Annotated in this window: 18 protein-coding genes, 1 tRNA gene and 1 riboswitch; of the genes, 15 read left to right on the top strand and 4 right to left on the bottom strand. The window is 39.8% G+C overall.

Features of this window, described 5'->3' with window-relative positions; all coding sequences use genetic code 11:
* Positions 1 to 8: 8 nt before the first annotated feature.
* Positions 9 to 82: riboswitch (glycine riboswitch) on the bottom strand.
* A gap of 260 nt (positions 83 to 342) precedes the next feature.
* The 4 genes from MOZ64_RS02000 (at position 343) to MOZ64_RS01985 (ending at position 5,603) form a co-directional block, all read left to right on the top strand.
* Positions 343 to 1,536, top strand: coding sequence for a cation:proton antiporter (locus tag MOZ64_RS02000; protein WP_320324950.1), 1,194 nt, complete (start codon positions 343 to 345; stop codon positions 1,534 to 1,536).
* Positions 1,537 to 1,728: 192 nt separating this feature from the next.
* On the top strand, positions 1,729 to 4,104 hold the full coding sequence (ppsA, locus tag MOZ64_RS01995) for a phosphoenolpyruvate synthase (RefSeq protein WP_320324949.1): 2,376 nt from the start codon (positions 1,729 to 1,731) through the stop codon (positions 4,102 to 4,104).
* 37 nt (positions 4,105 to 4,141) lie between these two features.
* The gene (locus MOZ64_RS01990; protein WP_320324948.1) at positions 4,142 to 4,768 is read left to right on the top strand and encodes a helix-turn-helix transcriptional regulator; all 627 of its coding nucleotides are present in this window, start codon (positions 4,142 to 4,144) and stop codon (positions 4,766 to 4,768) included.
* Between the two features lie 4 nt (positions 4,769 to 4,772).
* Positions 4,773 to 5,603, top strand: coding sequence for a pyruvate, water dikinase regulatory protein (locus MOZ64_RS01985; protein WP_320324947.1), 831 nt, complete (start codon positions 4,773 to 4,775; stop codon positions 5,601 to 5,603).
* A gap of 184 nt (positions 5,604 to 5,787) precedes the next feature.
* Here MOZ64_RS01985 and MOZ64_RS01980 read toward each other — a convergent pair.
* A tRNA-Ser gene (locus MOZ64_RS01980) sits at positions 5,788 to 5,876 on the bottom strand.
* A 97-nt stretch (positions 5,877 to 5,973) separates the two neighbouring features.
* On the opposite strand from MOZ64_RS01980, the gene MOZ64_RS01975 reads away from it, so the two are divergent.
* The 6 genes from MOZ64_RS01975 (at position 5,974) to MOZ64_RS01950 (ending at position 14,059) form a co-directional block, all read left to right on the top strand.
* Positions 5,974 to 7,146, top strand: coding sequence for a cation diffusion facilitator family transporter (locus MOZ64_RS01975; protein ID WP_320324946.1), 1,173 nt, complete (start codon positions 5,974 to 5,976; stop codon positions 7,144 to 7,146).
* Positions 7,147 to 7,280: 134 nt separating this feature from the next.
* Positions 7,281 to 8,057 (top strand): alpha/beta hydrolase, encoded by a 777-nt coding sequence (locus tag MOZ64_RS01970; protein ID WP_320324945.1) that lies wholly within the window; start codon positions 7,281 to 7,283, stop codon positions 8,055 to 8,057.
* A 1-nt stretch (position 8,058) separates the two neighbouring features.
* Positions 8,059 to 9,456, top strand: a complete 1,398-nt coding sequence (gene nhaC, locus MOZ64_RS01965) for a Na+/H+ antiporter NhaC (RefSeq protein WP_320324944.1) — start codon at positions 8,059 to 8,061, stop codon at positions 9,454 to 9,456.
* A gap of 86 nt (positions 9,457 to 9,542) precedes the next feature.
* On the top strand, positions 9,543 to 9,953 hold the full coding sequence (locus MOZ64_RS01960; protein WP_320324943.1) for a Fur family transcriptional regulator: 411 nt from the start codon (positions 9,543 to 9,545) through the stop codon (positions 9,951 to 9,953).
* 14 nt (positions 9,954 to 9,967) lie between these two features.
* The gene (locus MOZ64_RS01955; RefSeq protein WP_320324942.1) at positions 9,968 to 10,546 is read left to right on the top strand and encodes a ferritin family protein; all 579 of its coding nucleotides are present in this window, start codon (positions 9,968 to 9,970) and stop codon (positions 10,544 to 10,546) included.
* Positions 10,547 to 10,708: 162 nt separating this feature from the next.
* A complete protein-coding gene (locus MOZ64_RS01950; protein ID WP_320324941.1) occupies positions 10,709 to 14,059 on the top strand; it encodes a Cna B-type domain-containing protein in 3,351 nt (1,116 codons plus the stop codon).
* 73 nt (positions 14,060 to 14,132) lie between these two features.
* On the opposite strand, the gene MOZ64_RS01945 is transcribed toward MOZ64_RS01950, so the two are convergent.
* The 3 genes from MOZ64_RS01945 to MOZ64_RS01935 all read right to left on the bottom strand — a co-directional run bounded on the left by MOZ64_RS01945 (position 14,133) and on the right by MOZ64_RS01935 (position 16,044).
* Positions 14,133 to 14,717, bottom strand: a complete 585-nt coding sequence (locus tag MOZ64_RS01945; protein ID WP_320324940.1) for a hypothetical protein — start codon at positions 14,715 to 14,717, stop codon at positions 14,133 to 14,135.
* Entirely contained in the window at positions 14,704 to 15,186 is a 483-nt protein-coding gene (locus tag MOZ64_RS01940) for an RNA polymerase sigma factor (RefSeq protein WP_320324939.1), read from the bottom strand. Before MOZ64_RS01940 ends, MOZ64_RS01945 begins: the two co-directional genes overlap by 14 nt.
* Before the next feature lie 102 nt (positions 15,187 to 15,288).
* Positions 15,289 to 16,044, bottom strand: a complete 756-nt coding sequence (locus MOZ64_RS01935; RefSeq protein WP_320324938.1) for a purine nucleoside phosphorylase YfiH/LACC1 family protein — start codon at positions 16,042 to 16,044, stop codon at positions 15,289 to 15,291.
* 90 nt (positions 16,045 to 16,134) lie between these two features.
* Between MOZ64_RS01935 and MOZ64_RS01930 the strand changes: the two genes are divergently transcribed.
* The 5 genes from MOZ64_RS01930 (at position 16,135) to grpE (ending at position 22,238) form a co-directional block, all read left to right on the top strand.
* A complete protein-coding gene (locus tag MOZ64_RS01930; protein ID WP_320324937.1) occupies positions 16,135 to 16,572 on the top strand; it encodes a MarR family winged helix-turn-helix transcriptional regulator in 438 nt (145 codons plus the stop codon).
* A 2-nt stretch (positions 16,573 to 16,574) separates the two neighbouring features.
* Positions 16,575 to 18,683: an ABC transporter ATP-binding protein gene (locus tag MOZ64_RS01925; RefSeq protein WP_320324936.1), complete on the top strand. Its 2,109-nt coding sequence runs from the start codon at positions 16,575 to 16,577 to the stop codon at positions 18,681 to 18,683.
* Positions 18,676 to 20,505: an ABC transporter ATP-binding protein gene (locus MOZ64_RS01920; protein ID WP_320324935.1), complete on the top strand. Its 1,830-nt coding sequence runs from the start codon at positions 18,676 to 18,678 to the stop codon at positions 20,503 to 20,505. The genes MOZ64_RS01925 and MOZ64_RS01920 overlap by 8 nt, the downstream gene beginning before the upstream one ends.
* Positions 20,506 to 20,626: 121 nt before the next feature.
* Complete coding sequence (hrcA, locus tag MOZ64_RS01915) at positions 20,627 to 21,676, top strand: heat-inducible transcriptional repressor HrcA (protein ID WP_320324934.1); 1,050 nt, start codon at positions 20,627 to 20,629, stop codon at positions 21,674 to 21,676.
* Positions 21,648 to 22,238, top strand: a complete 591-nt coding sequence (grpE, locus tag MOZ64_RS01910; protein WP_320324933.1) for a nucleotide exchange factor GrpE — start codon at positions 21,648 to 21,650, stop codon at positions 22,236 to 22,238. The genes hrcA and grpE overlap by 29 nt, the downstream gene beginning before the upstream one ends.
* Positions 22,239 to 22,246: the final 8 nt, after the last annotated feature.

The following is a 22,246-nucleotide window of genomic DNA, read 5'->3' as shown; positions in this document are numbered from 1 at the left end:
AAAAAAACTGTATCTCCTCTGTCCTTTTACCTGAGAGTTTTGCTCCTTCGGTGTCCATACGGATCTCTCCAGAGGTTCGTCCAATAGTGATCTATAGACCTGAAATCATTAATTCTTCGGTACATGCTTTCCATGTTCTCTCACTATTTTCATCCGAACACATGAAATATTATAGGTACATCCTATATATTATGCAAGATATTATGCAAGAAAAAATCATAAAAGCGTTGACAAATCGTTTAGGTGTGCTTTGTAAAAGAGATAAAAAATTTAGTATATTTTGCTTGAATGTTGTACAATGAGCTAAGTAAAATAAGACAATTTGCCTTAGGGAGAGTCTATATGACAGATTATCGTTATTTGTTGGATATCGCATTAATATTATTAAGTACCAAAGTTTTTGGTTTATTTACTCGTCGTCTTCAAATGCCTAGTGTTGTTGGGGCTTTGATTGCTGGTATTCTTTTAGGACCTGCTTGCTTAAATCTTGTCCAGATGAGCAATTTAATTGAATCTTTATCCGAAATTGGTGTCATTATTCTGATGTTTGGTGCCGGTTTGGGAACAAGTATTACCGATCTAAAACGAGCAGGACTCAAAGCGTTCATCATTGCCACCATTGGCGTCATTGTCCCATTGATCGTTGGTTATATCATTGGTGGTTTCTATAATGTAGGACCTGAAGCTTGGCTAGGCAATTTATTCTTAGGCGTTATCTTAACAGCAACAAGTGTAGGAATTACGGTAGAAACATTGAAAGAAATGAATTGTTTGGCAACAGAAAGTGGCAATGCCATCTTAGCTGCAGCCGTCATTGATGATGTTTTAGGTATCATTTGTTTGACTCTCGTTTCGGGAATGGCGGATACATCCGTGCATATTGGCATTGTTTTATTGAAAATTGTTTTGTTCTTTGTGTTCGCAATTGTTGCTGGCATCTTTTTACATAAAGCCTTTGAATTTTGGTTTGAACACGATTCACGAGGAGGTCTACAAAGATATTCAATTACTTCCTTTGCGTTCGCATTGATCATGGCTTATATTGCGGAAGCTTTCTTTGGTGTAGCGGATATCACAGGATCTTTTGTTGCAGGTTTGATCATTTCGGGTACGCAACAATGTCCATATGTCACCAAACGAATTGGCACGGTATCTTATATTTTGATCACGCCTATTTTCTTCGCAAGCATTGGTTTAAAACTTTCACCGATTCATTTTACCGGTGAAGTGTTGGCCTTAACTGTCATTTTGTGTATTGCAGCGGTTTTGACCAAAGTTGTTGGTTGTGGCTTGGGCGCTGCCGTCTGTCATTATTCGAAAGAACAATGTATTCGCATTGGTTGTGGTATGATTTCTCGTGGTGAAGTGGCCTTGATCGTGGCCAATAAAGGAATGGCATTAAACTTGTTGCCACAAATCTTTATTACCCCGGTCTTATTGAGCGTAGTCTTCTCAACGATCATTACCCCGATCTTATTGAAGGTCGTTTATAAACATGGTGATAACGATCCAGATTTCAATGTTCAAAATGCATAGGAATACAGTCTGAAGTCTTTTATCGAGATTTCAGACTTTTTTTATATAAGCATAAATTATTGTATGGATACTCCTAGTGGAGTCTTTTTTTTATTTATAAAGTATACACTACATATTGAAAAAGTCTTTTAAAAGTATATACTATAAAGTACAAAAGGTATATTTTATATATATCATTTAGGAGGAAGTACGATGCGAACAAGAGAAGAAGCCTATGTATTGTGGTTTGATGAATTGCGAAGAGAAGATGTGGCATTAGTTGGAGGAAAATCTTCTTCATTGGGAGAAATGACTTCCAAGACCAAGGCACCGGTGCCTTATGGTTTTGCGACAACGGCCTATGGCTATCGATATTTCATGGAAGCAACGGGAACCAATCAAAAGATTCGTGATGCATTGGCCCATTTGCATGATGTGGATGATTCGAATGAACTGTCCAAAGTGTGTAAAGAAATTCGTGAGATCATCATGGCTGCGTCCATGCCAAATGATCTACAAGAAGTCATTGAAGTTGCCTATGATCAATTGGCAAAAAAGATAGGAGAAGCGGATCCATTTGTAGCGGTCCGTTCCAGTGCAACAGCAGAAGATCTTCCCGATGCATCATTTGCTGGGCAGCAGGATACCTATTTGAATGTTAGAGGAAAAGCGGAAGTTGTGGAAAAAGTCAAAGAATGTTACGCTTCTTGTTTTACCGATCGAGCAGTCTATTATCGGGAAAAACAAGGCTTTTCTCATGAGGAAGTTGCCTTATCCGCAACCATCCAATTGATGGCTTTCTCTAAGGCTGCAGGTGTCATGTTTACCGTAGATATTTCGAATGGCTCGGATGAAAATATCATGATCGAAGCAGCCTGGGGACTGGGCGAATATGTGGTACAAGGAACGGTCACACCGGATAATTTTTTGGTTCGTAAAAGTGATTTAGCTATCGTCCGAAAACAAATCAATCGCAAACCCGTGGAATTGATTCAAAAAGAAGATGGTGGTGTTGAAGAACATAAAATTCCTGATGATCGTGCCCATGCCCCATCGATCACGGATGATCAAGTAAAGGCATTAGCTAAAATTGCGTTAGCGATCGAACAACATTATGGCTGTTACATGGACATTGAATGGGCCGTAGATCGAAGAGATGACCAAATCAAGATCCTACAAGCTCGTCCCGAAACGGTTTGGTCACGAAAAAAGAAAGAAAAGAAGGAAGTATCCAATATGACAACAAATCATCTTGTTTTAGTGAAGGGATTGCCCGCCAGTCCTGGCATAGCCACAGGAAAAGTACAAGTGATCCTGGATCCAGATGATATGGATCAATTTAAAGCTGGTGATATTTTGGTGACATCCATGACTTCGCCCGATCTTGTGCCAGCGATGAAAAAAGCAGTAGCCATCATTACCGATGCCGGTGGAATGACTTGTCATGCATCCATCGTATCTAGAGAATTAGGGATTCCATGTATTGTGGGGACAAAATCGCGTTCGCAATGTGCAACCGAGGTCTTAAAAACGGGCATGGAAGTTACTGTTGATGCCCACAATGGGATCATTTATGAGGGTATAGTTGCGGATATGATCAAACCAAAGGAAAAGCCAGAAGCAACAAGTGTCCAAGTGGAATACTTTGCACCGACGGCCACAAAGATCATGATGAATTTAGGAAATCCAGATCTAGCTGAAAAATACGCATCTTTACCATGTGATGGTGTTGGGCTGATGCGTGAAGAATTTATATGGACCACGTTTATTCATGAACATCCTTTGTATATGATCAAGACCGGTCGAGCACAAGAGGTCATTGATCAATTGGCTGATGGCATTGCCAAAGTGGCTCGGGCCTTAAATCCTCGTCCGGTTGTATTGCGGTTCTCGGATTTTAAATCGGGGGAATATCGCAATCTAAAAGGTGGCGAAGAATTTGAACCCGTAGAACCTTCGGATTTATTGGGTTGGCGAGGAGCCAGTCGTTATTATGATCCACGATATATCGAAGGATTTAAATTGGAATTACGCGCTGTGAAAAAAGTGAGAGAAGAATTTGGCTTGATCAATCTACATTGCATGATTCCATTTTGTCGAACAGTTGGTGAGATCCAAAAGATCACGACCATCATGCAACAGGAAGGATTGGTTCGAAATGATGATTTTAAATTGTATTTGATGGCTGAAATTCCGGCAAATATCATTTTAGCGGATCAATTTAATCCATATGTGGATGGCTATTCCATTGGTTCCAACGATTTAACGATGCTCCTTTTGGGTTGTGATCGTAACAATGAAGGCATTTCCTATTTATTCGATGAACGAAATTTGGCGATCAAACGAGCCATTCGTCATTTGATCGAAACGGCCCATCAAGATGGTAAGACGGTTTCAATTTGTGGACAGGCACCATCGGTGTATCCAGAATTTGCCCAATTTCTTGTGCAAAATGGTATTGATTATATTTCGGTCAATCCGGATATGGTCAAGATTACGAAGAAAAATGTGGCATCGTTTGAACAACGCTTGATTTTAGACAAAGTCACCGGTAAAGGTCGCAAGGATCCAGAAGATACAACTTGGTAAATATGATAAAATAAGTACAACTAAGGATGGTGGAATCATGGAGCTGAGTGACCGACAAGAAAAGATCGTTGAAATTGTTCGTCGACAAGGACCGATTTCAGGCAATGCGATCGCATCACAGTGTCATGTCACACGTGCTGCATTACGAGGAGATTTTGAACTGTTGACCTCGTTGGAAATTATTGGTGCCAAAAGAAAATTGGGCTATTACTATATAGGAAAACCGATGGATCCTTTGTACAATACCCTTTTAAATCGAAGTGTTGAGCAATATTGTTCATTACCGGTTGTCGTAGCACCCGATAGCCATGTTTATGATGCCATCATTGCACTGTTTACAGAAGATGTGGGAAGCGTCTTTGTCTCGGATCAAGAGCATTTGATTGGTATTGTATCCCGAAAGGATCTCTTGAAAGCAGCAATGCGCAATGATGATCTGAAGACACTTCCGATTTCGATGGTCATGACACCGAAATCGAAGTTGGTGACGATCTTGGATTCGGAATCCATTGTGGTTGCTGCGCAAAAAATGATTGATCATGAAGTGGATTGTTTACCCGTTCTTCATCAAGAAGAAGATGGATCCCTTCGTATTCGTGGACGAATCACCAAAACGAATTTTACTCAGATCATCGTGGACTTAGCCAAACAGAAAAGGGGATGATGGTGTGTCAAAAACCAAACCGACAATCTATGTTGTTTCGGATTCGATTGGTGAAACTGCAGAGACCGTTGTGCGTGCTGCTATTTCTCAATTTCCTGATGAATCGTTTGATATGATTCGTTTACCGAATGTTCGCGAGTTTTCCCAAATTGATAGCTTGTTAGCGGAAATCGGAAATCAACCCACGATCATTGCGCATACATTGATTTCACCAGAATTACGTACGTATTTGAGTGTGCGTTGCCAACAAAATTACATTACAACGGTCGATATCATGGGACCGATCATGAGTGCGGTGGGAACGATCACGACAAGTTCACCCAGTCTAGAACCTGGATTGGTGCATCGACTTGATCAGGAATATTTTAAGAAAGTCAGTTCCATTGAATTTGCGGTCAAATATGATGATGGTAAAAATCCTGTCGGTTTTTTACATGCCGACATTGTCTTGGTGGGAGTATCCCGTACATCAAAAACACCATTATCCATGTATTTGGGAAATAAAAAGATCAAGGTGGCGAATTTGCCATTGGAACCACAATTGCCATTACCACCTGAAATCTTTCAGGTGCCTCCCTATAAAATTATTGGCTTGAGCGTATCCAAAGAAAAATTAAGTTCGATTCGTAGTGAACGATTAAAAACCATTGGTTTGGAACCAGAAGCCAATTATTCCAATGTGCATTGGATCGAAAAAGAATTAGAGTATGCCAATAACATCATGTATCGTCTACATTGTCGTGTGATTGATGTGACCAATAAAGCCATAGAAGAAACGGCCAGTGAAATCATTGAGATCGTTCAGAAAAATCGAGAACGATACGGCGAAGAATAAATGTTTATGAAAAAAGGTCAATGCCTGGAAAATATTCAGGAGCATTGACCTTTTTATTATGGGCTCTATCCATTGTGTCTTGTAGATTGTACTGGATCCACAAAATATTTTCTGGTGATACAGAACAGGGTATGTTACAAGCAGGTAAAGAAAAAAAGCCTGTATTCAAGGCTTTTGATAACAATGGCGGAGACGGAGGGATTCGAACCCTCGTGCCCGGATGGACAACTCGATTTCGAGTCGAGCTCGTTATGACCACTTCGATACGTCTCCATGCCCGATCATTATAACATAAACTTTCATGAAGAATAAAGAGTTTTATGCAGCTTACGAAAATCCATTGAAAAGGAAAAGTGGGAATGCTAGTATCATGGGTATGATTCAATGGTTAATTCGACGATATACAAAAGGACAAGATCCAACTTCTGCGCATACACGTGATATTGTGGGTCGTATTAGCGGCAGTTTGGGTATCTTTTTCAATATATTTTTATTTGTGATCAAATTTGGCATTGGCACCATTGTCCATTCAATTTCGATCCAGGCTGATGGAATCAATAACTTAACAGATGCAGGCTCCAGTATTGTGTCTGTCATATCTTTTCATTTTGCGAATAAGCCAGCCGATCAAGAACATCCGTTTGGACATCAACGCACCGAAACATTGACCTCCTTTGTGATTGCTTTATTTCTATGTGTCTTAGGCATTCGCATGATGGAAGAAAGTATCCTGAAGATCCAACATCCCAATGCGATTGATTTTCGATGGATCACTATTTTGGTTTTGGTAATTTCCATTTGTGTCAAAGGATATATGTATTTCTATAATATGGACCTGTCCAAAACGTATCATTCTTCTTTATTAAAGGCTGTGGCCATGGATGCCATCAGTGATTTGTTTGGTACCAGTGCGGTATTGCTTTCGACATGTATTTCACCACTGCTTCATGTGAATTTAGATGGATATATGGGTGTCATCGTATCTGTTTTGATCCTTTACAATGCTTTCCAACTCATCAAAGAAACCGTGAATGATTTGATTGGTAAGGCGCCAGATCCAGAAACGATCAAAGCTTTGAAAACAATACTGATGGAAGACGATAAAATTTTTGGTGTACATGATGTCATGATCCATGATTATGGTCCAGGTCAAGTCTTTGCGAGTGCGCATGTGGAAGTCGATGCCGAAGATAATATCTTGGATATTCACGATACCATTGATAATTTGGAACACATAGTCAAAGACCAGCTACAAATGGAATTGGTCCTTCATATGGATCCGGTAAAGATCAATGATCCATTGACGAATCAATATCGATTGGTCGTAAAAAATGCGATAAAAGAAATTGATGAAGGTTGGACTTTTCATGATTTCCGTATTGTGGATGGGCCCACCCATACGAATTTAGTATTTGATTTAGTGGTGCCATTTAATGAAAAAAGATCGAAAGCCGAGTTGACCCAAATCTTGGAAGCCCATATAAAAACCCATAAAAAAGTTTATTTAGTGATTACCATCGATCATCCCATGACAGGTGCTTGATCGATGGACATAAAACAAGTCCGGATAGAAAGATATCGGGGCTTTTTATGTATTTAAATTATGAACAAATGAGTGAAAAATATAAACAAATGTGGGAAATTATGGTATGATACCTCCATCGGGAGGAAAATGACATGGAGAAATATGTGGAAATCATTCGTGATGGATTGACACTTCGAGGCATGATGCATGTTCCAGACGATTTGAGCCAACCAGTTGGTATGGTCATCTTGTTGCATGGATTCTGTGATGATCGCAATGAAATCAATTTTGTTCATACAGAATTATCGAAAAGACTCTGTGCAGACGGCATTGCGAGTGTTCGATTTGATATGAATGGCAGTGGTGAAAGCGATGGACGCTTTGAAGATATGACTGTATCTAGTGAAATCAAAGATGCGGAAGCGATGTTGTCGTTTGTACGAGCACAAAATTTTGTGGATCCGCACAAAATCGCGTTACATGGAACAAGCCTTGGTGGAGCGGTTGCGTCGATGGTAGCTGGTCGTCACAAAGATGAAATCAAAGCGTTATCAATGTGGTGTCCAGCACCGGATCTGATCTACAACTTACGCGAACACAAGACATTATGTGGGACCGATGTATCGGATATTGAACAAATCCAATGTGCCGATGCCGAAGGATTAAAGATGGGCTATGCCTTTTATCAAGATTGTTTTCAATTGGATCCGTACAAAGAGGCGGCACAATTTGACAAACACGTCAATATTGTACATGGAGATCAAGACACTACGGCAAGTTGCCAATGTTCCTATACGTACAAAGAGATTTATCAAGACCGAGCCAATTTATTGATCGTACCTGGGGCAGAACATCGATTTATGTCATTTGCCTATCGAAAAGCACGTATGGAAAGTGCAGAAAACTTTTTGAGAAAGGAATTGAAATAGTATGGAGGAGAGAAATAAACCATCAACGGCGTTTGCGTTGATTTCATTTTTGGCAATCGTATTGACCTTGATCGTGATGATCAATATTGGGGTCAATACAACAATGTCCGTATTTGCCGGTGTTGTTGTGTCGGTCATCATCACAAAGATCTTAGGGATTCCGTGGAAAGAAGTTGAAAAATCAATCATTTCAACAGCTGCCGATTGTATGCCAACTTTTTTGATCGTCATCATGGTCGGTATGTTGGTCGGTATCTGGATGGCAGGTGGAACCGTTCCAAGCTTGATGTATTATGGCATGAAAGTCATTTCACCAAAGATCTTAGTACCATTGGCTTTTATATTATGTGGATTGACTTCTGAATTTACCGGTACGTCATTTGGTTCTGTAGCCACAATGGGGTTGGCCATGGTGGGGATTGCTTCCACAACAAGTATTCCCATTCCATTGGTTGTCGGTGCCATCGTTTCTGGTGCATGGTTAGGTGATAAAATGTCACCATTATCGGATACGACCAACTTAGCGAGTGGAGTATCCAAAGTTCCATTGTATGATCACATTCATTCGATGCAATTTACGACATTGCCTGCAGGAATCGTTGCCTTGATCTTATTTACGATTGCTGGTCTTCATTATAGTGGTGGATCCATGGATCTGGCCCAACAAAAATTGATCATGGATACGTTATCCAAAAATTTTAATATCAATTTATTATTGATCTTGCCCGCTATCTTAGTTATTTTGGTTTCGGTATTTAAATTGCCATCTTTATTGGGAATGGGCTTGGCTGTTTGTGTATCTGTCCTTTTTGCGATGGTGTTCCAAGGCGTAAATTTTGTCGATTTGATGAATTTTGCCTTCAATGGCTTCTCCATCAAAACAGGTGTAGCGATCGTCGATCCTATGTTGAATCGAGGCGGCGTTCTATCCATGGCCGAATTGTTGGTAACATTTATGATTGCTTCTGTCATGGGTGCTATCATCACATCCACAGGAATCTTGGAAGTCTTAGCACAAAATGTCTTATTGAAGTTTATCAAGAATAAATCCATCTTGGTCTTTGTAACCTTGATTTATTGTTACATTGTCAATTTCTTGACAGCTGGTGGCCAAACCGTATCGATCATCGTTACAGAACAAACTTTTGAATCGACTTTTGATGATATGAACATCAACCGAAAAGTACTGTCTCGTACCTTAGAGGATGCCGGAACTCTATCCGCACCTATCGTTCCTTGGGGAGTTGCTACGATTTATGTCATGGGCGTATTGGGATGCTCCAATGCATATATTCCTTATGCATGGTTTATCTTCATCGTGCCTATCTTCTCGATGATTTGTGCAATCACTGGAATTGGTATGTGGGATAAAGAAGGAAAGCCACTTCGCAATAAATAAATTTCTTCAAAAAGAGGGTTGACAGTAGACCCTCTTTTGATTATTATAAAAACAGTAATAGTTACTATTATTGAAAAGGAGAAAACATGGCAACATTGAAGTATACCCGACAAAGGGAAGCTATTTTAGAAAACATCAAACATCGAAAAGACCATCCTACAGCGGATGATGTGTATAGCGATGTATCTAAGATCTTTCCTAATATTAGTTTGGGTACGGTCTATCGAAATTTGTCAGTATTGACAGATTTGGGTGTCATACGTCGATTACCAACAGGTATCGGTGCGGATCATTATGATGGAAATATGATTCCCCATAATCACTTCATCTGCCAAAAATGCGGACGTGTATATGATATGGAAGATGATCTGGATATTTCGGAAATAGAAAAAAGAGCCAGTCATCAATTCAAGGGTCAGATCACGGGGTGTTCCATTCAGTTTTTTGGCACATGCGCGTCATGTTTTGAAGAATCCCAATCAAAAAATAGAAACTAAAGGAGGAAATTTTTATGGCAAAGTATAAATGTACAGTATGTGGTCACATCTATGATGAAGAAGTAGAAGGCGTTAAATTTGCAGATCTTCCTGCGGATTGGAAATGCCCAACATGTAAACAACCAAAAGACAAATTTGTTTTGGTGGATGAAACAGCTGAACGTCAATGGGCTGCTGAACATGTTGTTGGCGTAGCTAAAGGTGTGGATCCAGAAATCATTGAAGGATTGCGTGCAAACTTCGAAGGGGAATGCTCAGAAGTTGGTATGTATTTGGCTATGAGCCGTGTAGCTATGCGTGAAGGATATCCTGAAATTGGTATGTATTATCGTCAAGCTGCCTTTGAAGAAGCAGATCATGCCTCTCGTTTTGCAGAATTGTTAGGTGAAGTTGTAACGGATTCGACCAAGAAAAATTTGGAACTTCGCATTGAAGCAGAATATGGTGCAACCGAAGGTAAATTTGAATTAGCGAAGAAAGCAAAACAACAAAACTTGGATGCCATCCATGATACCGTTCATGAAATGGCACGTGATGAAGCACGTCATGGAAAAGCTTTTGAAGGTTTGTTGAAACGTTATTTCGGTGAATAAAAAAACAAAATCAAATCCAAACAAAATAGCCGGGTTATCATAGATAATTCGGTTATTTTTTGTGAAAGTAAAATATATGTAAAAAACGATATTTACATTATTCGGGGAAGGGGGGTAAAGTTTATGTAAGAGCATGCAATGTTTTAAAGGAGAGGAAAGAAGATGAACAAGTGGAGTAAGAGAACAATATCGTTTTTTTTAGTTGTCGTTATGTTTTTTGGTGTGTTCGGATCCAATGCAACAACGATACAAGCAAATTCAATGGATGACCCAACAACGGCAGTAGCTAATACATCATCCGAATCAGCAGAAAATACTACTTCGACAGAGGATACGACAACGGAACTAAACAATGTACAAAATCAAGTAAGTCAAGATGTATCTTCTTATTTTCATGCATCGATCAGTACCAACAATGATACCTTTCAATCGGGTACCACAGCGATTGTCTCGGTTCGCTACACAATTGATCAACAAAGTGCTACGGCAGGAGATTATATTATCGTATCCATTCCAACGGATATTGCGAATCACGTTCAATTTTCCCTAAATGCCCAACATTTTACCAATTCTATTGATTTAGGTAACGGGCAATATAAGCTGGTTCTTGCGCAAGGAATTGAAAGTGGTTTATCTGGTAGCTTTAGTGCTTATGTGAGCATGCATGCCGATACCACAACAACCGATGATATCACGGTAGGCGATGCATCTAAAACAATTACCGTTCTTCCGGTCAGTTCTTCGGGAGGAAGTGGCATATATACAGATACGATCATGAAAGATGCTGCCGGTAATGATGGCGTTTCCTTTGGTGGATATGATTATTCGGAAGGGAATGGGGATAGTGCCTCACAAATTGGAGTGGCTGACTTAAGTCAATCAGCTACGATTCGATATCGATTGCTCATCAATAATAAGAAAGGGAAAATTTCAGATTTTAATATTGTTGACATCATACCCGATGGAATGACATTGAATTTGTCAAAACCAATTGAAGTAATCAATACATCAACCAGTGAGGTAATTGATCCATCTCTATATTCGGTTCAGCTTTCAGGACAAACACTGAATTTCTATTATCCAGGAGAGTTAGAAGATGCTATCCAAATCAATTATTGGGTAGATATCCCAGAAGGATCCAATACCTCAAAGTTTACAAATACAGCTACAATTACATATACGGAAGATGGAAGTCGACACCAAGAAAATCGAAGCTATGTCTTACAAGGAAGAAATAACAGTGCCTCTAATGGTGAGAAAAGCGTAGATAAATCCATTATTTCTAGTGATCCAAGCGATCAATATGTTACCTATACTATCAAATTCTGGAATAGTAATGGTTTTGCGAAAAATGAAATTCGTTTGATTGATCATTTAGATCCACATGTCAAATATGTGAGTGCTGAATCCAATGACTATTTTTCCATTCAACAAGATACTACCAATCCGCAAGATATCCATATCACAAATATCAAAAAAATCGAAGGATCGATGACAACCTATGTACGATTTGTTGTGGATATGACAGATGTACCAATTGGATACACCGTCAAAAATACTGTAGGTGGGAATACCACAAAAACCGTTAAATACGGTGGAGGACTGACTCTAACAGCGAATAAAACAATCAATGGATCACAAAAACCGGATAAAGGACAATTTAATTTTCAATTGCTAACATCTACAGGAAAAGTACTTCAAACAAAGAAAAATGACGAAAATGGACAAATCCATTTCCGTGAAATTTCCTATGATAAAAATGATGTTGGTAAGACCTATACATACACAATAAAAGAAGTGCCGGGGCCCGATAATACATATACATATGATAATAGTGAATACACAGTTACGGTAACACCGCAATTGGAATACGATGCATCCGGCAATGAAACAGGACGAATCCTTGCCAATCCAACATATCAGAAAAATGGAACGAATGTTGATGCCATTACTTTCGATAACCAAGTAGCAACAACATCCATCCCGGTTTCCAAGAAATGGGAGGATGCGAATGATCAGGATGGCAAACGAGCCAAAGAAGTAAAGGTACATCTGCTGGCCGATGGCAAGGATACGGGAAAAACAGTAATCTTAAATGCGGACAATAACTGGAAAGCAAGTTTTAATGATGTGGATGCATATCAATCGGGAAAGAAGATCCAGTACACCGTTAGTGAAGACAAGGTCGATGGCTATACAGCTTCTATCAGTGGAAATGCCAAAGACGGATTTGTGATCAAGAATCATCATCAGACTGAAAAGGTAAATATTAGCGGCAAGAAGACCTGGTCAGACAATGACAACCAGGATGGCACTCGACCAGAGAGCATCATGATCCGTTTGATGGCCAATGGCACAGAGATCAAAACACAAGAGGTCAAAGCAGACAAAGATGGCAACTGGAACTATCAGTTTACTGATCTGCCAAAATATGAGAAGGGACAGGAAATTGAATATACCGTCAGTGAAGATGCGGTTGCTGATTATAGCACGACACAATCAGGATATGATTTCACGAACAAACATGATCCAGGCAAGACCAGTGTGAATGTGAAGAAGATCTGGGAAGATGCAGAAAATCAGGATGGCATCCGACCAGAAGCGATTACCGTACAGCTTTTAGCGAATGGAGAAAAGACCGATAAGACATTGACCTTGAATGCGGACAATGACTGGAATGGATCCTTTACAGATCTGGATGCCAAGAAGAAAGGCAAAGTGATTCAATACAGTATTGCAGAAGTATCGGTTCCAGATGGATACAAATCCGTTATTGAAGGCAATGCGATCGAAGGCTATATCATCACCAACAGACATAAGACGGCAACGATCGATATCAGCGGCAAGAAGACCTGGTCAGACAATGACAACCAGGATGGCAAGCGACCAGATAAGATCATTGTGCATTTGATGGCTGATGGCAAGGAGGTCCAATCCAAGGAAGTATCAGGCAATTGGTCATATACGTTTAATGATCTGCCAAAATATGAAAACGGCAAAGAAATCAAATATACCGTCCAGGAAGATAAGGTAGCTGGATATACTGCAAAAGTAGAAGGCTATGATCTGATCAATACACATAAGATCGAGAAGACATCCATCCCGGTTTCCAAGAAATGGGAGGATGCGAATGATCAGGATGGCAAACGAGCCAAAGAAGTAAAGGTACATCTGCTGGCCGATGGCAAGGATACGGGAAAAACAGTAATCTTAAATGCGGACAATAACTGGAAAGCAAGTTTTAATGATGTGGATGCATATCAATCGGGAAAGAAGATCCAGTACACCGTCAGTGAAGACAAGGTCGATGGCTATACAGCTTCTATCAGTGGAAATACTAAAGACGGATTTGTGATCACGAATAAACATGTAGTCGTTGATACAACTGTTAAAGAAAAACCAACTAAGCCAAAGAGTACACAGACAGGTGTACCAATGAATATGCGTGTGTATTCTATAATGGCAATTCTACCTTTAATAGGTATCATCCTGTTAAAACGCAAGTACTCTTAATGATTTCGATTAGCTATATAGGCTTTACATAGGCAATAGCTGAAAACGATAGCGGTTTTTCCGCTATCGTTTTTTAGTTGGAATGGAACTCATTTGGTAAGACATATCGGTTTTCACTGGTTGCTACACCACCCGACTTTACAACCGTGACATACAATGTCTTTTTGCCATCTTGTAAAGTGATATAGGCATAGGTATCATGAGCCAATTGATCGGTAATATCATATTTTTGATCTTTATAATAAAGATACATATGTCCATCTATTTTTTCCGTGGATACCATGTTTGCCTGATCTTCCATAATTTCTTCTGGCGTTAAAGAGCGTGAATGACCTTGGGCATCCATAGCTACACCACCGCCACTTTGTATGGCTTTTCCATTCGAATCTTGGATCGTGTAGGTTCCTTTATTTTCGTCAATGGTCAACGTCGCATCTGTCAATTCTCCATGTGTCCAGATTTGGATCGTTCTTTGTATGCCACCAATATTTGCCGCATAAATGGTTGAAGTGCCTAGGATCAGTACCATGAATGCTCCCGCAAATGCCCATTTTTTAGGCCGTCTGGTTGCTCTTCTATCGTCCAAATGTAGTGTAAAGTTAGGCGATGTGTGTAACGATGAAAAAGCTCGTTTATACCATTCTTTATTCGTCATCATGCCAATCCTCCTTTAATTGATCTTTTAACATGCGTCTTGCACGAAACAAACGGTTTTTAACAGCGCTGGGCGTTGCTCGTACCAATTTACTGATTTCAACTACAGAATAGTCTTCATAATAGTACAAATGGATCACGATCCGATATTTTGTTGGTAAGGATAAAACGGCTTCTATTAATCTTTGATCATCGGATACGGGAGGAGATGTTCCCCACATAGAATCAGGTAAATATACGCGCTTTTGTGACCAGAATGTCATCCGCATATTTTTAGCCTTATTGATGGCGATTCGTAAAAGCCAGGCTTTGATATGTTTTTCATTTTCAAAATCACGTGTTGTCAATACATATTGATAAAACGTTTCTTGGACGATATCTTCGGCATCTGCAGCATTTCGGGTAATACTAAATGCTGTACGAAAGATGCAGTCTTTATAAGTTGGTACCAGATCATCGATGGGAATTTTCATTGTCTTTCCTCCTTATTCAAGGGCCCTTTCACTATATATACAAATGAAGCTGTTTTTTGGTCTCAAAAAAAACAGCCCTTTTTTTGGGGCTGTCAACCAATCTTATTTCTTGATATAGGCAAAGGTGAAATGTTCACCGGTCGTCTTACCATCACGACGATAAGAAAAACAATGTGGATCTGGTTTTGTATCATAGGTCGAAGGATAAATGTGGGTAATTCCATATTTTTCTAACATTTTGATATTCATACCTTGATTATCGATATACGCTTTATGATTGGGCATATATCGGATACAACCATCCATATCAATATGGTTGTCTTTCAATTGATTAACTACTTCCAAACCAACCTCTAAGGTTTCAAATTGAAGACTCGGACTAAAATAGGCCCTGGTTGATGCGGGATGCAAAAGGTTTTCTTCCAATAATTGATGAACGGTCTTATCGGTAATGGCTTGTACGGTTCCTTTCCAACCAGAATGGATTGCACAAATACAAGGTGTTGCTTCATCAATCAACAATAAACCGACACAATCGGCTGTAAATACACCAATCAACGTTTGTGGTTCTGTCGTATAGATGGCATCCACACCCATGATCGAAGTGTCTTTGGAATAGGCACCTTTGGACCAATCAGCCTTGGTGATGCGATAAGACTTGTTGGTATGTTTTTGCCACGGCAAAGCCCAATGATCCAAGGAAAGGGTTTCTTTTTCTAATTGTTTGCGATTCTGTAGGATGGCTTGTGGATCGATACATACATGTAAGGCCATGTTGTTCGCTTCCGGACAAGAGATATCACGCATGGTTGTGGCTGCATAGATCCGATCATCATTTTGATAAATAATTTTGTTCATATTAGTATTCTAACAAAATCGAGTTGAAATATGTATCGGAAAGTAGTAATGTTTAAAAGTAAATCATTTAAAATGAAACGAGGTAGTTCTATGGAAGACTATGAATTTTTATCTTGGCGAAAAATCAAACAGCTCATCAAGAAAACGGTGGATGCTTTTTTAAAAAAACACGATCTAAAAATGATCGATGTGATCTTGATGAATGGATTGTATATCCATCCCGATGCAGATACCCTAAATGATCTGAGCGATGCATTATGTGTCAATAAAGGACAAGCTTCTCGATCTATGGATTCTTTAGTAAAACGAGGATATGTCACCAGTGAAGTTGATATTGCGGATCGGCGATTGATCCATTTCGCATTGACAGAAAAAGGGCAACAATTAACCAAGGAATTGGATGATGTACGTCAGAAAGGGATCCAAAAAATAATGGTAGGGATTCCTGAAGATAAAATACAAATATTTATCGATGTTTTACATCAAATCAATCAAAATATAAAAAGAATCAGTAAAGAAGGGGAATAAATATGGTACGAATGTTTCGATTTATGAGGAAGAATGTGATCTGGATATTGATCATTTTTGGCTTGTTGTTAGGACAAGCCTATTGTGATCTATCTCTCCCTTCCTATACTTCTAAGATCGTGGATACCGGTCTTCAACAAAAAGGTGTAGAAGATGCCGTGGCCGATAGCTTTCGTCCGGAAACGATGCAAAATCTTTTGTATGTTTCTACCGAAAAAAATCAACAAACGATTGAAGATGGCTATACCTATTCAAAGAAAAAAGACATGTATGTTGTCAAAGATTTGGATACCAAATCCCACGACCATTTGAATGATGTGTTATCCAAAGCCGAAATGATGCTTTATATTATGGAAAAACGAAATATTCCGGTTCAAATGATACCGCAAGTTCAAATGCCACAAGTACGCAAAGAAATCAACAAACGTTTAAAAGACTATCCCGATACGATGATCACACAAGCGGCTATCTTATTTGTGCAACAAGAATACAAAGCCCAAGGCGTAGATCTCGATCAGAAACAAAGCGACTATCTATGGAATACCGGAAAGAAAATGATCCTTATGGCTGTAGTGGCAATGGTTTGTTCCATCTTGGTTGCTTTGCTGGCCAGTCGAATTGCGGCTGAATTGGGAAAAGACCTACGTAATAAGACGTATGAAACGGTATTAACGTATTCCGCTAAAGAAATGAATCAATTTTCAACGGCCAGTTTGATCACGCGAAGCACCAATGATATCCAACAAATCCAATTGGTTGTCACCATGATCTTTCGGGTGGTCTTATATGCACCTATCTTAGCCATTGGCGGCATCATCAAAGTGCAGCAGACCGGTTCGTATCTGAGTTGGATCTTGATCGTTGCCGTGGGTGTCTTATCCGTGGTAATGGCGATCTTATTTGGCGTGGTGATGCCAAAATTTAAGATCCTACAAAAATTAATTGACCGCGTGAACTTAATTTCCCGCGAAATTCTTACGGGAATTCCAGTGATTCGTGCTTTTTCAGCGGAAAAGTTTGAAGAAAAACGGTTTGATCAAGCCAATCAGGATCTAACGAAAACCAATTTATTTGTCAACCGAGCCATGTCTTGTATGATGCCTTTGATGATGTTGATCATGAACGGCATCAGTGTTTTGATCGTATATTCAGGTGCACATGGCGTGGATGCTGGAAAACTGCAAGTCGGAGATATGATGGCCTTCATTCAATATGCGATGCAAATTATCATTGCGTTTTTGATGATCAGTGCCATTGCGATCTTTTTACCAAGAGCGAATGTGTCGGCCAATCGAATCAATGAAATTTTAGATACGAAATCATCGATTAAAGAACCCGAACATCCACAAACACCAGAAAAACAAGGCAAATTGGTTTTTGATCATGTTTCCTTTAGCTATGGTCGTGCCAAAGAAAAAGTCTTGGATGATATTAACTTTACGGCACATCAAGGGGATACTATTGCCCTGATTGGTAGTACCGGATCCGGAAAATCAACCTTGGTCAACTTGATTCCCCGTTTCTATGACGTAACTGAAGGATCTATATTAATGGATGATGTTGATATTCGCAATATCGATTTGAAGACTTTGCGTGATCGTATTGGTTTTGTCCCACAAAAATCGGTGTTATTTTCCGGCACGATCGCATCGAATTTGCGGTTTGGTAAAAAAGATGCATCCGAATCGGAATTGTGGGATGCCATCGATATGGCACAAGCGGAAGATTTTGTGCGTGAAAAAGAGCAAGGCATTTCTTCTCATATTTCACAAGGAGGTTCCAATGTTTCAGGTGGACAAAAACAACGATTGGCTATTGCTCGTGCCATCGTCAAGCATCCTGAATTTTTAGTGTTTGATGATAGTTTCAGTGCACTGGATTTTGCGACGGATGCCCGTTTACGAAAAGCATTGAAAGAAAAAGCAGCCGATGTCACAACGATTATCGTGGCCCAACGAATCAGTACGATCATGCATGCCGATCAGATTTTAGTTTTGGATCATGGCAAAGTGGTCGGACAAGGTAGTCATGAAGAATTGATGGCAACATGTGATGTGTATCAACAAATCGCACAATCGCAATTATCACAGGAGGAATTGGCATATGAGTGATCGTCAACCAAGACAGAACCATGGTCCAGGTCGTGGCCGTGTCGTTGAAAAACCAAAAGATTTTCGAAAATCATTCGCGGCATTGGCTCACTATATGATGCGTTATAAATTTCGCTTGTTGGTGATGGTGATTTGTGCCATATTAGGAACGATTTTTACCATTGTAGGACCCAAGATATTGGGACAAGCCACGACGGAATTATTCAATGGCTTGGTTCGCAAAGTACAAGGAAAAGGGGGTATCCACTTTGATACGATCGCGGCTATTTTGATTCGTGTCATGATCCTATATGCGGTGAGTGCCTTATTCTCTTTTATTCAAGGCATTGTGATGGCGGGCATTGCGAATGATGTCGGTTATAATTTACGAAAAGATATTTCAACCAAGATTAATCGGATGCCATTGAAATATTTTGAAAGCCGTCCTTATGGTGAAGTACTATCTCGCATCACCAATGATGTGGATACGCTTCAACAAGGCATCAACCAAAGTATCACCCAATTGATCACAAGTGTCACGACCATTATCGGCGTTGTCATCATGATGTTGTCAATCAATGGATGGATGACCTTGGCAGCACTTTGTATCTTACCGGTATCCATCGTGATCGTTGCTTTTGTGATGCATCATTCCCAACGGTATTTCCGTGACCAACAAAATTATTTGGGTGATGTCAATGGCCAAGTGGAAGAAGTGTTTGCTGGACAAAATGTGATCAAAGCATACAATCAAGAAGAAGAAGTCTTACAGACGTTTAAACAGGCCAATGATTCTTTGTATGAAAGTGCTTGGAAAAGTCAGTTTTTCTCAGGCATGATGATGCCAATGATGCAATTTATCGGTAATGTAGGCTATGTCATCATTGCGATATTGGGTGGTTTTTTAGTCATTCAAAAAGCCATTGAAGTAGGGGATATCCAATCGTTCTTCCAATATATCCGTAACTTTACGCAGCCGATCCAACAAATTGCGCAAATCATGAATATGTTACAATCCAGTACCGCAGCCAGTGAGCGGGTCTTTGAATTCTTACAGGAAGAAGAAGAACCACAAACCGTAGAAGATCCAACCGATCCAACCCATTTAGATGGGCAAGTGACATTTGATCATGTACGATTTGGGTATGATCCGGATCAAGTCATCATTCATGATTTTTCCGCAAAAGTTATGAATGGCCAAAAAATTGCGATTGTTGGGCCAACCGGAGCCGGAAAGACAACCCTGGTCAAGTTGTTGATGCGATTCTATGATGTCAATAGTGGAAGCATTTCCATTGATGGACATGATATTCGTACATTTGATCGCAATGGCTTGCGTTCCTTGTTGGGCATGGTCCTTCAAGATACATGGTTATTCCATGGCACGATCATGGAAAATATTCGTTATGGTCGTTTGGATGCCACGGATGAAGAAGTCATGGCCGCGGCCAAAGCCGCTCATGCCGATGAATTCATCATGCAACAGCCGGATGGCTATCAAACCGTATTGGATGAAGAGTCCAGCAATATCTCACAAGGACAGAAACAATTGTTGACCATTGCGCGGGCAATATTGGCTGATCATAAGATCTTGATCTTGGATGAAGCCACTTCCAGTGTGGATACACGAACGGAGGGATTGATCCAAAAAGCGATGGACCATTTGATGGAAGGTCGAACGAGTTTTGTGATTGCACATCGTCTATCTACGATCAAAGATGCCGATACGATCTTGGTCATCAATAATGGAGATATCGTTGAACAAGGAAATCATGAAGAGTTGTTGAAAAAGAATGGTTTCTATGCGAAATTGTACAATAGTCAATTTGAACAAGTGACATAAAGAGGGAAAATCATTCTCTCTTTTTTTTATCAACTTTTTAGCACTTTTTAGTTGACGGTGCTAATTATTGTGATATACTGTTAGCAGACGTGGAATAAGAGTGCTAGAAAGGAGTCCCTTCATGGAGTTGACACAACGACAAAAAGTTATATTTAAAACCATTGTTGAAGAGTTTACTCGATGTGCAGAACCCATTGGTTCGAAGACGTTGATGGAGCTACTGGATTTTCCTGTTTCTTCAGCCACCATTCGAAATGAAATGGCTAAATTGGAGAAATATGGATTATTGGAAAAGACCCATACTTCAAGTGGTCGAGTTCCTTCACAATTGGGATATCGATATTATGTCGAGCATTTGATGGTCACGGATCTGGATATGCCAACGAAAGTGTCCCTCCAACAAGTATTTTCGGAAAGACAATTTTCATTGGATGAAATGGTTCAGAAAAGTTGTGATGTCCTTAGCGACATGACCAATCTTACGAGTATCGTATTGGGACCGGATAGTTCGCAACAAACCTTACAAAATGTGCAATTGATTCCCATCAATGCACGAAGTGCAGTGGCGATCATCGTGACGGATACGGGTCATATTGAAAATAAGATGTTTCAATTTGATGAAGATGTTTCCGTTAATGATATGAAAACCTGTTGCGATATCTTCAATGACCAATTAAAAGATACGCCCATCAATCAAGTGATATCGAAAATGGAAGAAATCAAGCCATTGATGAGTGCTAAAATTGTTCGAAGTGAAGTTTTATTTGAAGCTTTTGTGACTGCGTTTATGAAATTTGCGACGGAGAAAGTTGCGGTATCTGGTCGAAGCAACATGTTGTATCAACCAGAATTTAGTGATATTTCAAAATTGAAGCAATTGATGAAAATTTTGGAAAATAGTGATCTGTTTCAGAAATGGACGGATCAAGAAGGAAATATTGCCATTCATGTAGGTGAGCGAAATGAAGTCTTACAGATTGGCGATGTCTCGGTGGTATCCACCAAATTTCATGTGAAGAATGACGAAGAGGGGCAACTGATGGTCGTGGGACCCAATCGAATGCAATATTCGAAAGTGGTTGCGCTAATGGATTATATGAGCGATGTAATTGAAGATGTGTTTACGGAAGGAGGCTTTTCCGATGGATCAGGAAACGAAAAAGACAAATGACGAAGAGGTCAAAGCGGAAGATGTCAAATCACCGAAAGATACGAAAGAGCAAGTAGAAAAGAAATCGGTCAAAGACAAAGTAAAAGAAAAGATCAACAAGGTGGATCCAAGAGATGAAAAGATCAAAGAATTGGAAGCTGCGTTGAAACAAGCAAAAAATGATCGTGCTCGTGCGTATGCGGATGCGGAAAATATGAAAAAGCGTCTACAAAAAGAAGCGGATAATGCGAAGAAATATCGTTTTCAACAAGCTGGTTTAGAGCTATTACCAATTGTGGACAATATGGGAATGGCCATCAAGGTGGATTCAGAAAATGAAGAACTTACAAACTATGTAAAGGGATTCGAAATGATCTACCAGCAGTTGCAGCGTGTGTTGGAAAACGAAGGCGTGAAAGAAATTGATGCCGAAGGAAAACCATTTGATCACAATACCATGCAGGCTTTGATGCAAGAAAAGAAAGAAGATACCGAGCCAGGTATGGTCATTGAAGTGATGCAAAAGGGTTATATGTTAAAAGATCGCATTTTGCGACCTGCACTTGTGAAAGTAAGCGAATAAAGGAGGAA

Origin of the sequence: Absicoccus intestinalis (assembly GCF_033971885.1) — a bacterium.
Classification (GTDB): Bacteria; Bacillota_I; Bacilli_A; order Erysipelotrichales; family Erysipelotrichaceae; genus Absicoccus; species Absicoccus intestinalis.
Note: the sequence above shows the minus strand (reverse complement) of the source record. Positions and strands in the feature narration are given on the sequence as shown.